14 protein-coding genes are annotated in these 14,315 nt (G+C 71.0%); 8 read left to right on the forward strand and 6 right to left on the reverse strand.

Annotated features, from left to right (window positions below; all coding sequences use genetic code 11):
• The first annotated feature begins 232 nt into the window (after nt 1-232).
• Entirely contained in the window at nt 233-1,402 is a 1,170-nt protein-coding gene (locus tag ACFFJC_RS05095) for a zinc-binding metallopeptidase family protein (protein WP_379486410.1), read from the forward strand.
• 196 nt (nt 1,403-1,598) lie between these two features.
• Nucleotides 1,599-1,772 (forward strand): hypothetical protein, encoded by a 174-nt coding sequence (locus ACFFJC_RS05100; protein WP_379486411.1) that lies wholly within the window; start codon nt 1,599-1,601, stop codon nt 1,770-1,772.
• Between the two features lie 12 nt (nt 1,773-1,784).
• Here the strand turns inward: ACFFJC_RS05100 and ACFFJC_RS05105 are convergent, their stop codons facing one another.
• The 3 genes from ACFFJC_RS05105 to ACFFJC_RS05115 are packed head-to-tail and all read right to left on the reverse strand — an operon-like array spanning nt 1,785 to nt 3,219.
• Nucleotides 1,785-2,567 carry a thiazole synthase gene (locus tag ACFFJC_RS05105; RefSeq protein ID WP_379486412.1) on the reverse strand — a complete coding sequence of 261 codons (783 nt, stop codon included), beginning with the start codon at nt 2,565-2,567 and terminating at the stop codon, nt 1,785-1,787.
• 51 nt (nt 2,568-2,618) lie between these two features.
• A complete protein-coding gene (gene thiS, locus ACFFJC_RS05110; protein ID WP_379486413.1) occupies nt 2,619-2,831 on the reverse strand; it encodes a sulfur carrier protein ThiS in 213 nt (70 codons plus the stop codon).
• 16 nt (nt 2,832-2,847) lie between these two features.
• On the reverse strand, nt 2,848-3,219 hold the full coding sequence (locus ACFFJC_RS05115) for a MerC domain-containing protein (protein ID WP_379486414.1): 372 nt from the start codon (nt 3,217-3,219) through the stop codon (nt 2,848-2,850).
• A gap of 131 nt (nt 3,220-3,350) precedes the next feature.
• Between ACFFJC_RS05115 and ACFFJC_RS05120 the strand changes: the two genes are divergently transcribed.
• The 3 genes from ACFFJC_RS05120 to rpsI all read left to right on the forward strand — a co-directional run bounded on the left by ACFFJC_RS05120 (nt 3,351) and on the right by rpsI (nt 5,566).
• Entirely contained in the window at nt 3,351-4,421 is a 1,071-nt protein-coding gene (locus ACFFJC_RS05120; protein WP_379486415.1) for a COX15/CtaA family protein, read from the forward strand.
• Between the two features lie 144 nt (nt 4,422-4,565).
• The gene (gene rplM / locus ACFFJC_RS05125) at nt 4,566-5,045 is read left to right on the forward strand and encodes a 50S ribosomal protein L13 (RefSeq protein WP_379486416.1); all 480 of its coding nucleotides are present in this window, start codon (nt 4,566-4,568) and stop codon (nt 5,043-5,045) included.
• Nucleotides 5,045-5,566, forward strand: a complete 522-nt coding sequence (gene rpsI / locus ACFFJC_RS05130; protein ID WP_379486417.1) for a 30S ribosomal protein S9 — start codon at nt 5,045-5,047, stop codon at nt 5,564-5,566. Before rplM ends, rpsI begins: the two co-directional genes overlap by 1 nt.
• Nucleotides 5,567-5,702: 136 nt before the next feature.
• Here rpsI and ACFFJC_RS05135 read toward each other — a convergent pair whose 3' ends face one another.
• On the reverse strand, nt 5,703-7,337 hold the full coding sequence (locus ACFFJC_RS05135; protein ID WP_379486418.1) for a family 43 glycosylhydrolase: 1,635 nt from the start codon (nt 7,335-7,337) through the stop codon (nt 5,703-5,705).
• Nucleotides 7,338-7,584: 247 nt separating this feature from the next.
• Here ACFFJC_RS05135 and ACFFJC_RS05140 point away from each other — a divergent pair, with 247 nt between their 5' ends.
• From ACFFJC_RS05140 to ACFFJC_RS05150, 3 genes are read left to right on the forward strand one after another with little or no spacing between them, the layout of a single operon-like run.
• A complete protein-coding gene (locus ACFFJC_RS05140; RefSeq protein WP_379486419.1) occupies nt 7,585-9,312 on the forward strand; it encodes a DUF4153 domain-containing protein in 1,728 nt (575 codons plus the stop codon).
• 8 nt (nt 9,313-9,320) lie between these two features.
• Nucleotides 9,321-10,028 carry a response regulator transcription factor gene (locus ACFFJC_RS05145; protein WP_379486420.1) on the forward strand — a complete coding sequence of 236 codons (708 nt, stop codon included), beginning with the start codon at nt 9,321-9,323 and terminating at the stop codon, nt 10,026-10,028.
• Nucleotides 10,029-10,036: 8 nt separating this feature from the next.
• Nucleotides 10,037-11,638 (forward strand): sensor histidine kinase, encoded by a 1,602-nt coding sequence (locus tag ACFFJC_RS05150; RefSeq protein ID WP_379486421.1) that lies wholly within the window; start codon nt 10,037-10,039, stop codon nt 11,636-11,638.
• Here the strand turns inward: ACFFJC_RS05150 and ACFFJC_RS05155 are convergent.
• The gene (locus ACFFJC_RS05155) at nt 11,576-12,484 is read right to left on the reverse strand and encodes a Rossmann-like and DUF2520 domain-containing protein (protein WP_379486422.1); all 909 of its coding nucleotides are present in this window, start codon (nt 12,482-12,484) and stop codon (nt 11,576-11,578) included. The two genes, ACFFJC_RS05150 and ACFFJC_RS05155, sit on opposite strands and share 63 nt — an antisense overlap.
• Nucleotides 12,481-14,307, reverse strand: a complete 1,827-nt coding sequence (locus ACFFJC_RS05160; protein ID WP_379486473.1) for an AMP-dependent synthetase/ligase — start codon at nt 14,305-14,307, stop codon at nt 12,481-12,483. The genes ACFFJC_RS05155 and ACFFJC_RS05160 overlap by 4 nt, the downstream gene beginning before the upstream one ends.
• Nucleotides 14,308-14,315: the final 8 nt, after the last annotated feature.

Consider the following 14,315-nt stretch of genomic DNA (forward strand, 5'->3'; position numbering starts at 1 on the left):
CGAATCGCGCCGAGGGCCAACCAAACTCAGGACCCGCTCCCCCAGACCCGCTCGGCCTGAGCTTGTCGAAGGCCCCGCGCCCGTACGCGCAGGCCATCCTTCGACGGGCTCGCGTCGAGCGGAACCGGCAGCCGCACACGCGGGCTTCGATCGGGCGCGGAATCGGACAATCCGGAAACGACCGGGCGCCTGCGACGTTGTGGCGGCACGAGCATCCTCGAGGGACCTTGCCTTGCGTGCCTTCCCCTGCCCCAACTGCCGCCGCCTCAACCACTTCGAGGTCCGGGTCTGCCCGGGCTGCCAGGCGACGCTGGGCTATGACCCGGCGATCGACGGCTTCCGCTTCCTGGCCGACGAAGCCACCGTCTGGCGCGATGGCAAGGGCGGCGTCGCCGAGGTGGTGGTCTGCGCCAACAACAACGACTACCAGATCTGCAACTGGCTGGTGGCGACCGACGACACCACCCCGCTGTGCCGCGCCTGCCGCCACAACCGCACCATCCCGGACCTGACCGAGCCTTCGGTGCCGCCGCGCTGGGCCAAGATCGAGGCGGCCAAGCGGCGCCTGTTCCACACCCTCATCAAGCTGGGCCTGCCGCTGGAGACCAAGCTGGAGGAAGAACCCGGCGCGCAGGGCCTGGCCTTCGACTTCCTCTACGACGCCGCTGCGGAGCGCGACGGCACGCCGCAGGTCTACACCGGGCACGACGGCGGGGTCATCACGCTCAACCTGATCGAGGCCGACGATGCCGAGCGCGAGCGCATCCGCCTGGCGATGGGCGAGCCCTACCGCACCTTGCTGGGGCACTTCCGCCACGAGGTCGGGCATCACTACTGGTCGCGCCTGGTGGAGCCCGATATCGTCGAGGTCGAAGCCTTCCGCAAGGTCTTCGGCGACGAGCGGATGGACTACCAGGAGGCGATGAAGGCGCACTACTCGGACGGCGGCAACAAGGTCTGGACCGACGACTTCGTCAGCTTCTACGCCACGATGCACCCGTGGGAGGACTTCGCCGAGACTTTCGCCCACTACCTCCACATCGTCGACGTGCTGGCGACCGCCGGGGGGTTCGACCTGTCGCTGGCGGCGCTCCCGGGCGAAGCGGCGGCGCTGGAAGTGGAGCTGGACTTCGATCCCTACACCGCCGACACCGCGGCGCTGGTGGAGCAGATGGGCCCGCTGTCCTTCGCGATGAACGCGATCAACCGCTCCATGGGGCAGCCGGACCTCTACCCCTTCCACCTGTCGGACGCGATCGTGGCCAAGCTGGACTACGTCCACGAACTGGTTGCCAAGGCGCGCAAGGATGCAGCCCCCGCCCCCGCCGACACCGACACCGGCACCGCCCCCGCCGACACCGCCGAGGACCAGGCCGCTTCCTTGTCGATGAACCCGGGGTAGAAGGCCGGCTCGCGGACCGACAAGCGCCGCGGGAAGCTGCGAGATGCCGCGGCGAGCCAGGCCGGACCCAACTGCCATGCAGCCGTGCGGAAAGGAAGCGCAAGGCCGAGAGGCCGGCGATGCGGCCGGGCGGGAACGTTTGCCGGCTCCCCGGCATTCCTCACAAGTACCTGGAGGGGCGGCGAGGAGAGACGCCATGGAAATTCTTTGGGCCTTCGTCATCATCGGCGGGCCGATTCTGCTCGGGCTTGCCATTGCCTACGCGACGTTCAGCTACTGGCGGCGCGACCGCCGGGTCGACCGCGTCTCCGAAGCCTCGGCACGCGAGGTGCGCGAGGACATCCGGCAGGAAGAGCGCCGCGCGGGCTGAGCCCGCTGGCCGTCAGATGAGGCCGGCGAGCGGGCTCGACGGATCGGCGTAGCGGCGCGTCGGCATGCGGCCGGCCAGGTATGCGTCCCGGCCGGCCTCGACCGCCAGCCGCATCGCGCGGGCCATGCGCACCGGGTCGCGCGCCTCGGCGATGGCGGTGTTCATCAGCACGCCGTCGCAGCCCAGCTCCATCGCCACGGCGGCATCGGAGGCGGTGCCGACCCCGGCGTCGACCAGCACCGGCACCTTGGCACCCTCCACGATCAGGCGGATGGTGACCTTGTTCTGGATGCCCAGCCCCGAGCCGATCGGCGCGCCCAGCGGCATGATCGCCACCGCGCCGGCATCTTCCAGCTGGCGCGCGGCGATCGGATCGTCGGCGCAGTAGACCATCGGCGCGAAGCCCTCTCCCGCGAGCACCTCGGTCGCCTTCAGCGTCTCGCGCATGTCGGGATAGAGCGTGCGCGCCTCGCCCAGCACCTCCAGCTTGACCAGGTCCCATCCGCCCGCCTCACGCGCCAGGCGCAGGGTGCGCACCGCCTCGTCGGCGTTGAAGCAGCCGGCGGTGTTAGGAAGATAGGTGATCGTCTTGGGATCGATGAAGTCCGTCAGCATCGGCGCCTTGGGATCGGACACGTTGACGCGGCGCACCGCGACGGTGACGATCTCGGCGCCCGAGGCGGCCACGGCCGCCGCGTTCTGCGCGAAATCCTTGTACTTGCCGGTGCCGACGATCAGGCGCGAAGTGAAGGTGCGTCCTGCAACGGTCCAGGTATCGGCGGGGGTTTCGGTCACGAAGCGCGTCCTTTCGGGGAGCGGAGGAGGGAAGATCGGCGGACGCGAGGGTCAGCCGCCGCCCACGAAGTGGACGATCTCGAGCACGTCGCCATCGGCCAGGATGACGTCCGCCAGCGTCGAGCGCGGCGCGATCTCGCCGTTGCGCTCGACGGCCACCTTCTGCGGGTCCAGCCCGATCTGCGCCACCAGTTCCGCCACGCTGGAACCGGGGGCGATGCGGCGCGGTTCGCCGTTGACGGTGAGCAGGAGTTCGTCGGCCATGCCCGCGAAATAGCGCTCAGCAGGCGGCGTGCAAGTTCCGAATGTGTGCCAGCGCGACGAGCGCCACGCCCAGGATCGTCAGCACCGCTTCGGGAAGGCCGTGGCCGACGAGCAGCGCCGCGGCCATCAGCGAGAGACCGAGGCCGCCGATCACCAGCGGGGCGATGCGCCCGTGGCGCAGCACGCCGAAGCCGAGCGAGACGAGGCCGACGCCCAGCGCAAGCCCGAGGCCGATGCGGTGGATCTCGGGCGCGAGCAGCGCCTCCCCGCCCAGTCCGAGCACGCCGACCAGGACCACGCCCAGCACGCAATGCACGGCGCACAGGCCACTCAGGAGGATTCCGGCACGGTCGAGACGATCACGAATCGCAAGGAGGGCACTGCGCATGCGGGCCATGTATGTAACACTGTAACATCATTCAAGGCCTGACTCGCCATCGACACGGCCGAACGACGCAAGGCTTGCGCATTCCGGCGCGAAAACGCAGGAAACGCGGCCATGACGAAAGAAGCAGGCGCATGAGAGTGAACGACGGCCGCCCGATCATCGGGACCAGTGACGATATCGCCCCGATGGTTCGATGGCTGCTGAGCGTCGCCGCGCTGGTGGTGCTGATCGTGGCGGTGGGCGGGATCACCCGCCTGACCGAATCGGGCCTCTCGATCACGCAGTGGAAGCCGATCACCGGCGCCTTGCCGCCGCTCACCGACGCGCAGTGGCAGGCCGAGTTCGCACGCTACCGCCAGATCCCCCAGTACCTGGAGGTCAACGGTCCCGCCGGCATGACGCTGGCGCAGTACAAGTTCATCTACTTCTGGGAGTGGGTCCACCGGCTGCTGGCCCGGGTGATCGGCCTCGTCTTCGCGCTGCCGCTCGCGTGGTTCTGGTACAAGCGCACCATCCCGGGCGGCTACAAGCCGCGGCTGCTGGCGCTGCTGGCGCTCGGCGGGCTGCAGGGCGTGGTCGGCTGGTGGATGGTGTCCTCGGGCCTCAGCCCGGAGGCGCTCGACCGCGTGAGCCACTTCCGCCTCGCCGCGCACCTGCTGGTGGCGCTGTTCACGCTGGGCGGGCTGGTGTGGACCGCGCTCGACCTCAGGGCGCTCGGGCGCGGCGAGCCGCGCGCGCGGCTGACCGGCTTCGGCGCGCTGGCGCTCGCCATGCTGGCCTTCCAGCTGTTCATGGGGGCGATGGTCGCGGGCTTGCGCTCCGGCGTGGTGGCGGGGGGCGGCTGGTTCCGCTGGGACGCCTGGCCGCTGATGCAAGGCCGGTTCTTCCCCGAAGGCGTCGAGTGGGCCCGCGGCGCGCTCTCCGCCTTGGTCAACGATCCCTACCTGACGCACTTCGTCCACCGCTGGTGGGCCTGGGCGGTGGTGGCGGTGCTGGTGGCGATGGGCCGGCGGCTGCGGGCGGCCCGCCAGCGGCTCGCCTCGGTCGCCGTGCACAGCGCCTTCGGGACGCAGGTGCTGCTGGGCATCTTCACCGTATGGTCCGGCGTCACGCTATGGATCGCGGTGGCGCACCAGCTCTGCGGCGCCCTGCTCGTCGCCGCCACCGTCTGGGGCGCGCATGCGCTGGGCCGGCGGGGGTGAGCTTTGCCCGGAGGTATCATTTTACCTCTCTGGAAAGCCGCGCACTGCTTGACTTGCCGGCCGCTTTCGACGATTTGGCCGCCTTCCGCGCTTTCCGGGGATTCGCTCCCGTGGCTGGCGCACGCATATAGGGATAGACCAGCCATGAAGGCGCTCACGAAGGTCACCCGGTCGATCAAGCCGGCCGAGGTGGAGAAGAAGTGGCATCTGATCGATGCCGAAGGTCTGGTGGTCGGCCGCCTCGCGGTCGTCATCGCCGACCTCCTGCGCGGCAAGCACAAGCCGAGCTTCACCCCGCACGTCGATTGCGGCGACCACGTCGTCGTCATCAACGCCGAGAAGGTCCGCTTCACCGGCAACAAGCTGAAGCAGCAGACCTACTACAAGCACACCGGCTATGCCGGCGGCATCAAGGAAGTCACCGCGGACAAGGTCCTCGCCGGTCGCTTCCCCGAGCGCGTGCTCGAGAAGGCCGTGGAGCGCATGATCCCGCGCGGCCCGCTGGGCCGTGACCAGATGCGCGCCCTGCACGTGTACGGCGGCGCCGAGCACCCGCACGGCGGCACCCAGCCCGAAGCGCTCGACGTCGCTTCCATGAACCGCAAGAACAAGGTGGGCGCGTAATGTCCGATACCGATACCGTCCAGAGCCTGTCCGACCTCAAGGACATCACCGGCGACGTGACCGTGGCCGACGAGACCTTTGCCGCCACCCCGGTCGTGTCGAACGCCCCGCTGCGTGAGCAGCAGATCGACGCCCAGGGCCGCGCCTACGCCACCGGCCGCCGCAAGGACGCCGTCGCCCGCGTGTGGATCAAGCCCGGCTCGGGCAAGATCACCGTCAACGGCCGCGACCAGGAAGTCTACTTCGCGCGTCCGACCCTGCGCCTGGTGATCAACCAGACCTTCCAGGTCGCCGGTCGCGAAGAGCAGTACGACGTGATCGCCACCGTCAAGGGTGGTGGCCTGTCGGGCCAGGCCGGCGCCGTGAAGCACGGCATCGCCCAGGCCCTCGCCAAGTACGAGCCGGCGCTGCGCGCCGCCGTCAAGGCCGCCGGCTTCCTGACCCGCGACCCGCGCGTCGTCGAGCGCAAGAAGTACGGCCGCGCCAAGGCCCGCCGCAGCTTCCAGTTCTCGAAGCGCTGATCGCTTCCCGAACTTCGGCACCGAAAAAAATGGGGTCGCGGGAAACCGCGGCCCCTTTTTTCATGGCGTCGCCAGGCCCGGACCTGCGAGGCCCGAACCTGCGAGGCCAGGCCCCGCAGGTCCGGGCGGGACGCGCTCAGAGCGCGCGGAAGGTGAAGTTGCGGAAGCGCGCCTCGCCCTCTCCTGCCGCGTAGAGGCCCGGGCGCAGCATCAGGAAGCCGCCGCGCACGTTGTGGTGGTAGCCGGAGACCTCCATGCCGCGGTCGAAGCGCTTCCACGTCTTGCCGCCATCGCCGCTGGTGTGGAAGGAGACGATGTGCCGGTCGTTGCGCAGGCGCATCAGCATGCGGCGGCCGTGGTAGTTCGCCGGCCGGCCGCGCTCCATGCCGTACTGGTGCGTCACGAAGCGGTCCGTGTCGAAGCCGAGCCCGCAGTAGAGCTGCTGGTCGTAGAACAGCAGCAGCCCCGCGGTCGTGCCCGGGTCGATCTCGATCTCGCACTGGAACTCGTAGGCCCGGTCGCCGGCGATCAGCAGCAGCGGCGAGGAATTGACCGGCGCCGTCCCGCTGGCCTTCAGGTGCAGCGTCCCGCCGGCCACGCGCGCGCGCTCGGCCTCCTGCGGCGAGGGGCGGAAGAAGTTCCAGCGCCGCCCCAGCTCCAGCGTCGTGAACGGATCGGTCAGCGGCATGCCGTGCGGGCCCGACTTGCTGCCGCCGCGGGGCGCCTTGATCGGCCGCGACAGGTCGCCGCCTTCCATCCGGAACCAGCCATCGTCGGTCCAGGTCACCGGGTCCAGCAGCGTCTGGCGTCCGAGCGTCCAGTAGTCGCGCTCGAAGCCGTGATAGACCGACCACCAGTCGCCGCCGGGCCCCTCGAACAGCGTGGCATGGCCGCGCGACCACCAGGCCTCGGCCTTGTCGACCGTGCGCACGATGGGATTGTGCGGGCAGTTCTCCCAGGGGCCGTGGATCGAGCGCGAGCGCGCCGCGATGACCATGTGGCCGGTGGGCGGGCCCGCGGTGCCGCCGACCGCGGTGATGAGGTAGTAGTACGCGCCGTGGCGCACGATCTTGGGACCTTCCGGAGAGAAGCCCTCGACGTCCCAGTCCTCGGGGTAGTGCCACGGATCGTAGACGTGCTCGACCTTGCCCACGGTGGAGAGGCCGTCCGCGCTCAGCCGGATGCGATCGCCGCCCGAGAGGAACAGCCAGCGCGATCCATCCTCGCCCACGGCATGACCCGGGTCGATGTGGTCGGGCAGGCCGAGGTCGATGGGATCGCTCCACGGGCCCTCGATGCGATCGGCCCAGATCACGTAGTTGGCGTTGGGGCTCGCCTTGGCGGGGAAGTAGATGAAGTACCGCCCGTTGTGCCGGCAGATGTCCGGCGCCCACACCGATCCCACGTTCTTGGTCAGCGTGGCGACCTTGGGCTGCCAGTTCACCAGGTCGCGCGAGTGCCAGACCACCAGCCCCGGGTAGGAATCGAAGGTGGAGAAGGTCATGTAGTAATCGTCGCCGTCCTTCATGATCGAAGGGTCGGGATGATCGCCCGCCATCAGCGGGTTGAGGAACGTGCCGTCGCCGAGGTCGGCGATGCGCTGGTTGTCGAACCCGCGCTTGTACACGCGCTCGGCCTCCGGGGCCGCCCCGGGGGTCGCGCCGCCCGGCTTGCTGGGCGCTGCCAGCGCCTGCTCGCCCCCTCCGGCGACTGCGGCGAACGACGCCGCGCCTGCTGCGGCCGCCAGGGCCTGTCGACGATCCAGCTTCACACCCTCTCTCCTTGGTTGCACGCTTTGAATGCTTGAAGACGCGGATGCTAGCGCTATCACTCAGCATCCCCCTGTCAATGAAAACCACCGCGCGCGGCGGCCTGCGCTCTCCGGGCCGCACTCCCCGGGCCGCGCTCCCCGCTGCACCGCTCCTGCATGGCGCCTGCGCGGACAATCCGCAGGTCCCCGCCCACCGCCTGCTTGCCTGCAAGCGCATGGTTCCTCCCGTCCTACAGGGAGAGACGCCATGGATACCACCGCCCCGCCGGCCGCGACCTTCCGCTGGAAGCTGGCGCCGGCCCTCCTCGTCGTCGCGCTCGGGGACTGGATGTTCTACCAGCGCCAGTTCCACGGCAGCAGCTTCGGCGTCCTCGCGCTGGCGCTCGTCGCCGCGCTGCTCGCCGGCCACCCGGCGGTGCGGCGCGACAGGCGGGCGCTGGCGGCGATGGCCGCGTCGACCGTCTTCGCCTCGGCGCTCGCCTTCGATCCCGGCCCCCTGGCCTGGTGCCTGTTCTGGCTGGCGGCGGGCATGGCGGCGCTGCTGCCGCGCACCGGCCGCTTCGACGATGGCTGGCGCTGGGCGCAGCGGCTCGCCTGGCAGGGCCTGCGCGCGCCGTTCGGTCCCCTCCTCGACCTGTCGCGCCTCTCGCGCGTCGGCACCGTGCGGCGGCGAAACGGTGGCGGGCTGCGGGCCTGGATCGGGCTCCTCGCCCTGCCGCTGGCGGGCCTCGCGGTGTTCCTGGTGCTGTTCTCCGCCGCCAACCCGGTGTTCGAGCGAACCGTCTCCTCGCTGCTGGAGGCCTTCGTCTCGCCCGACATCGTCGTGCGGGCGGCGCTCTGGACGCTGCTGTTCACGATGGCGTGGAGCCTGCTGCGCCCGGCCCTCGCCCGGCGCCTGCTGCCCTCGCCCGGCGCGGCCCCGGACATGCCGCTGCCCGGCGTCTCGGTGGCCTCGGTGCGGCTGTCGTTGGTGCTCTTCAACCTGCTCTTCGCGGTGCAGAACCTGCTCGACCTCGCCTATCTCGGCGGGCTCGCGCCGCTGCCCGCGGGCGTGACGCTGGCGGACTACGCGCACCGCGGCGCCTACCCGCTGGTGGCGACGGCGCTGCTGGCGGCGCTCTTCGTGCTGGTGACGTTGCGCCCGGGCAGCGACACCGCGCGCTCCCCGGCGATCCGGCGGCTGGTGACCCTGTGGGTAATCCAGAACGTTGTGCTCGTCGGCTCCTCCATGCTGCGCACGATCGCCTACGTGGAGGCCTATTCGCTGACGCCGCTGCGGATCGCGGCGCTCGCCTGGATGGCGCTCGTCGCCTTCGGGCTGGGTGCGATCTGCTGGCGGCTCCTGCGCGGCCGCAGCGCCGCCTGGCTCATCAACGTCAACTGCGCCGCGGCCGCGCTGGTGCTGACCACGGCCAGCTTCGTCGACCTCGGTGCTGTCTCCGCCCGCTGGAACGTGGCCCATGCGCGCGAGGTCGGCGGGCGCGGCGCCGCGCTCGACTTGTGCCACCTGACGGCGCTCGGCGATCCCGCCGTGCTCCCGCTGCTGCGGCTCGAAGCGCGGCGCGGGCTGGCACCGGCGTTCCGCGCGCGGGTCCAGGCCACGCGCATGACCCTGCTCGACCGGATGGAGCGCGAGCAGCGCCTCGGCTGGACGCTGCGCGGCCAATGGCGCTTGCAGCGGGCCCGGGCGCTGGCCGCGCAGCTCCGGCCGCTGCCCCTTTCCCCCGGGCCGCGCAACTGCGACGGCACCCTGCTGCCTCCGCCGGTCGCCGCGCCCACCTCGGCGGCGGCCCCTGTTGCCGCCCCTGTTGCGGGCCCTGTTCCGGCCACTGTTCCGGCCACTGTTCCGGCCCCTGCCCCGACCACTGCTCCGGCCGCCACTCCTGCCCCGGCTTCGGTGCCTGCCCCGGCGCCCGCGGCGAAGGCCTCTTCGACGCGCGGCGCTGCGTTGACAGCGGCAGTCGCGAAGCGATGATGGGCCCCATGCCCAGCACCATCCTGGTCGTCGACGACGATCCCCACATCCGCCAGCTCCTCGTCTTCGCCTTCGGCAAGGCGGGGCTCGAGACGATCGAGGCCGGAGATGGCGAGGAGGCGCTCGCCCGGGTCGAGCAGCGGTGCCCGGACCTGGTGGTGCTCGACATCAACATGCCGCGGATGGACGGGCTGGAGGTCTGCCGCCGGCTGCGCGCGACCAGCCAGGTGCCGATCTTCTTCCTCTCCTCGCGCGATGACGAGATCGACCGGGTGCTGGGAATCGAGCTCGGCGGCGACGACTACGTGGTCAAGCCGTTCTCCCCGCGCGAGGTGGTGGCGCGCGCCATGGCGATTCTGCGCCGCACCGCCGCACCGCCGCCTGCGACCGACGCCGCCCCGGTCCTGCGCCACGGGCTGCTCGCGCTCGACCCGGAGAGCTGGACGGCGCAGTGGGACGGGCGCGAGGTGCCCCTGACCGTCACCGAGTTCACCATCCTGCGCACGCTGCTGACGGCGCCCTCGCGGATCTTCTCGCGCGACCAGATCATCGACCGCGTTCGGGGGCCCGGCTTCGCGCTGACCGACCGCACGATCGACAGCCACGTGCGCAACCTGCGCCGCAAGTTCGCCGAGGCGGGCGGCACCGACCTGGTGGAGACCCGCGCCGGCATCGGCTACCGCATCGGCCGCTGCGGAGCGCCGGCGCCCGGATGAGTGCCCGCATGAGCGCCCGGATAAGCGCCCGATTCAAGGCCTGGGTGGCGCGGCACTGGCCGGTGCTGCGGCTGCGCACGATCCTGCTCGGCACCCTGGTGTTCGTGGCGGCACTGCCGGGCGTGGGAGCGATCTTCCTGCGCGTCTACGAGAACGCGCTGGTGCGCCGGACCGAGGCCGAGCTGGTGGCGCAGGGCGCCGCCCTCGCCGCCGCGGCCTCGGTGGTGGCGGAAGGGATCGCGATCCAGGGGCCCCCGCCATCGCCGCCCGCGCGCTACCACGACCGTCCGACCGAGGTGGACCTGCGCTCCTCCCCGGTGCTGCCGCCGCGTCCGGCGGCCGTGCCGGCGGGTGGCGGTCCCGACCGTGCCGCGCTGGCGCTGGCGCGCCGCATGATGCCCGCCTTCCAGCAGACCAAGGTGACGACGCTCGCCTCCATCGTGATGCTGGATGCGCGCGGCGTGGTGCTCAACGGACGCGAGGCGGGCCGCAGTCTGGCGGCGCTGCCCGAAGTGCGCGCGGCGCTGGGCGGGAGCGCGGTGACCGTGCTGCGCGAGAACGCCGGCTACGGCGGGCGCTATCCGCTCGAGTGGCTGAGCCGGGCGGCGGGCATCCGGTTGCATCATGCGCGCCCCGTGACGGTGGGCGGCAAGGTGGTCGGCGTGCTCCTGCTCTCGCGCTCGCCGCGGGCGCTGTTCCTCGGCCTCTACGAGGATCGCGGCAAGATCGTGCTGGGGATCGTCGCGATCTTCCTCATGCTGGTGGGACTGACCGGCGTGCTCTCGCGCGCGATCGTGCGGCCGATGGAGGCGCTCAGCCGCGCCACCCGCGAACTGGCCTCGGGCCACCGCGTCGATGCCCGACGGCCGACGCTGCAGGTGGTGGAGATCCACGCGCTGTTCGAGGACTTCGCGCAGATGGCGCGCAGCATCGAGACGCGCTCGCGCTATCTCAAGGACTTCGCCTCGGCGCTCAGCCACGAGTTCAAGACGCCGCTGGCGGGCATCTCCGGCGCGATCGAGCTGCTGCAGGACCATGGCGCGGCGATGGCCCCGGCCGAGCGCGAGCGATTCCTCGCCAACATGGCCGCCGATGCGGAGCGGCTCTCGCGGCTGGTGCGGCGGCTGATGGAGCTCGCCCGCGCCGACGTGCTGGTGGGCGAGCGGGGCGCGCGGTGCCAGGCCGGCGACGTGCTGGCCGCGGTGGCGGACGGGGTGTCGGGAGATCGCTTCACCCTCGCCGCCACGCAGGTCGGGAAGGTGCCGCCGATGGCCGCCGATGCCGGCGCGCTCGAGACGGTGCTGATGATCCTGGCCGAAAACGCCCGACAGGCCGGCGCCACCCACCTGTGTGCCACCGTTTCGGCCCGCGAAGGGCGCGTTTTCATCGACCTTCTCGACGACGGCCCCGGCGTGCCCGAAAGCGACAGGGAGCGCGTGTTCGAGCCGTTCTTCACCAGCAAGCGGGAGCGCGGCGGGACCGGGCTCGGCCTCGCCATCGCGGTGTCGCTGATGGGGGCTTATGGCGGCGCTATTGCGCTCCTATTGTCATCGTCCGGAGCCCGCTTCCGCATCGACGGCCCCGCCGCGCCCGGGCCGCCCGGCGCCTAGCAGCGCCCGCAACTCCGCGGTTTCGCGACCCTCCAGGCCCTCCAGCGTCGCCCGCGCCATGGCCCGGTACGCCTCCTGCAGCGCCGGAGAGGTCGCCTCCAGCGCCGCCAGATGGCCCGCTATGGTCCCTGAATCTCCACGCAAAAGTGGCCCCGAAAGCGCTCCGAACCCTTGCTCCAGCGTGTTCTCCAGCGCCGCGTGGACCAGCGGCGCCAGCAGCGCCCCGGGCTGCGCCACGCCGGCTGCGGCAAGGCCCTCCATCGCACCGGACAGCAGCGTGACCAGGTGGTTCGCCCCATGACACAGCGCCGCATGATAGAGCGCCCGGTCCGCCTCCGCGATCTCCACAAAGACACCGCCAAGCGCCGCCACCACCGCCCGCGCCCCCTCCAAAGCCGCGCGGCCGCTCGCCGTGACGGCGAAGCGCGCGCCTACCAGGCGGCCGCGTTCGAGCTCGTGATCCCCGGTGAAGGTCATGACCGGATGGATGGCCGCGGTCCGCACGCCCTGTGATCGCAGCGGGTCGAGCACCGCCACGCCGCGCGCGCCGCTGACATGGAAGACCAGCGCGGCCCGGTCGGCTGGAAACGGCAGCTCCGACAGTTCCGTCACGACGCCCTGCACGGCGTCGTCGGACACCGCCAGCGCGATGAGGTCGCAGGCCTCGACGAGTTCGTGCAATCCCTGCACCGCGGTCCACCCCTGCGATGCGGCCGCCTCCTGGGCCCGCTGCACCGTGCGTCCCCACAGCAGCGGCGCCGCGGCCGAATGCGCGCCAAGTCCGCGCGCGAGCGCCCGCGCCACCCGTCCGCTGCCGACGATCCCGATCCGGCGCGCCAGGGTCACCCGCGATAGAGCGCGTCGAGCCGCGCTGCGTACCGTTCCTTGAGCTTGTGCCGCCGGATCTTGAGGCTGGGGGTCATCTCCTCGTTCTCGATCGAGAACGGCTCGTCCGCGAACGTGAACTGTCGCACCTTCTCGATTACCGAGAGATCGACGTTGACCCGGTCGATCGCACTTCGGATCGCGGCGCGGAACGCGGGCAGATCCTGCAATCGCGGGCAGTCGAAATGTTCGCCGTTCTCGCGCGCCCACTCCAGCGCCCAATCGGCATCGGGCACCACCAGGCCGACGATGTAGGGCCGGCGGTCACCCGAGACCATGGCCTGCGCGATCTCCGGCTGGAGCGTGAGCATCGATTCGACCTTCTGGGGCGAGACGTTGTCGCCCTTGTCGTTGACGATCATGTCCTTCTTGCGGTCGGTGATGGCGATGCGCCCGCGGTCGTCGATGTAGCCGATGTCGCCCGTGTGCAGCCAGCCCCCCTTCAGCACGTTCGCCGTCGCGGCCTCGTTCTGCCAGTACCCCGCCATCACCAGCTCGCCGCGGACCAGGATCTCGCCGTCCTCGGCGATGCGAAGATCGACACCGCGCAGCGGCGGACCGACGGTGTCGAACTTGACGCCGGCGGCGGGCCGGTTGCAGCTGATGATCGGGCCGGCCTCGGTCTGGCCGTAGCCCTGCAGCAGCGTCAGCCCCATGGCCTGGAAGAACACCCCGATCTCGGGATTGAGCGGCGCCCCGCCCGAGACCATCGCCTTCATCCGGCCCCCGAAGCGCGAGCGGATCTTGGGTCGCAGCGTGCGCTCGATCACGAGATCGAGCGGGTAGTCGAGGAGCGAGCGCTTGCCGGTCTCGCGCCGCAAGCCGCCACCGACCGCCCATTCCATCAACCGGTTGGCGACGGCGCCCTGCTTCTCGATCTGCTTCATGATGCGCGTGCGCAGCACCTCGAAGAGGCGCGGCACGACCACCATCACCGTGGGACGGACCTCCTCGATGTTGGCGGCGAGCTTCTCCAGGCCCTCGGCATAGTAGATCTGCCCACCCAGTCCGATCGGCAGGAGCTGGCCGCCGGTATGCTCGTAGGCGTGGCTCAGCGGCAGAAACGAGAGGAAGATCTCGCGCCTGTCGCGGCTGTCGCCACCCTTGTCCCAGCCGAAGTCCTCGGCGATGATCTGCGCTGCGCCCGCGACGTTGGAGAGCAGCATGCCGTGGTGCTGGCGCACCCCGCGCGGAGCGCCGCCGGTGCCGCTGGTGTAGATGATGCAGGCGAGGTCCTCGCGGCGCATGCCGGCCACGCGCCGGTCCACCTCGGCGCGGGCCGAGGCGGCATCGCCGGCGAGCAGTTCGTCCCACAGGTGGGTCTCGTAGGCGCCGCCCTGCATCGGCACCAGGGGCTCCATTCCGATGACGTGCCGGCACAGGTCGGTCTGCACGACCCCGGGCAGCAAGGCGCGGCCCAGCTTGGTGTTGGAGACGATCGCGGCGCGCGCGCCCGAATTCTCCAGGATGTGGATGTGGTCGCGCGTGGTGTTGGTCGTGTAGGTGGGCACGGTGACGCAGCCCGCCGCCATGATCGCCAGATCGGCCAGGCACCATTCGGGACGGTTCTCCGAGACGATGAGCACGCGGTCTCCGGCATGGAGCCCCAGCCGGCGCAGCGATGCCGCGATGAGGCTGACGCGCCGCGCCGCTTCGGCCCAGGTGATCGCCTGCCACCGCCCCTCGCGCTTCGCCCACAACATGGGCACCTCGCCCAGGGCATCGGCCCGGGCGAGGAACAGCGACACGACGCTCGCGCTGCGATCGAAATCGGCAAGTTCCATCACGGCGC

Origin of the sequence: Novosphingobium soli (assembly GCF_042432915.1) — a bacterium.
Taxonomy (GTDB): Bacteria; Pseudomonadota; Alphaproteobacteria; order Sphingomonadales; family Sphingomonadaceae; genus Novosphingobium; species Novosphingobium soli.

Bases quoted from the DNA above. Each gene is read 5' to 3' on its own strand.
- ACFFJC_RS05100 (WP_379486411.1), top strand. From the start codon at position 1,599: ATGGAAATTCTTTGGGCCTTCGTCATCATCGGCGGGCCGATTCTGCTC.
- thiS (WP_379486413.1), bottom strand. From the start codon at position 2,831: ATGGCCGACGAACTCCTGCTCACCGTCAACGGCGAACCGCGCCGCATC.
- ACFFJC_RS05115 (WP_379486414.1), bottom strand. From the start codon at position 3,219: ATGCGCAGTGCCCTCCTTGCGATTCGTGATCGTCTCGACCGTGCCGGA.
- ACFFJC_RS05120 (WP_379486415.1), top strand. From the start codon at position 3,351: ATGAGAGTGAACGACGGCCGCCCGATCATCGGGACCAGTGACGATATC.
- rplM (WP_379486416.1), top strand. From the start codon at position 4,566: ATGAAGGCGCTCACGAAGGTCACCCGGTCGATCAAGCCGGCCGAGGTG.
- rpsI (WP_379486417.1), top strand. From the start codon at position 5,045: ATGTCCGATACCGATACCGTCCAGAGCCTGTCCGACCTCAAGGACATC.
- ACFFJC_RS05140 (WP_379486419.1), top strand. From the start codon at position 7,585: ATGGATACCACCGCCCCGCCGGCCGCGACCTTCCGCTGGAAGCTGGCG.
- ACFFJC_RS05145 (WP_379486420.1), top strand. From the start codon at position 9,321: ATGCCCAGCACCATCCTGGTCGTCGACGACGATCCCCACATCCGCCAG.
- ACFFJC_RS05150 (WP_379486421.1), top strand. From the start codon at position 10,037: ATGAGCGCCCGGATAAGCGCCCGATTCAAGGCCTGGGTGGCGCGGCAC.
- ACFFJC_RS05160 (WP_379486473.1), bottom strand. From the start codon at position 14,307: ATGGAACTTGCCGATTTCGATCGCAGCGCGAGCGTCGTGTCGCTGTTC.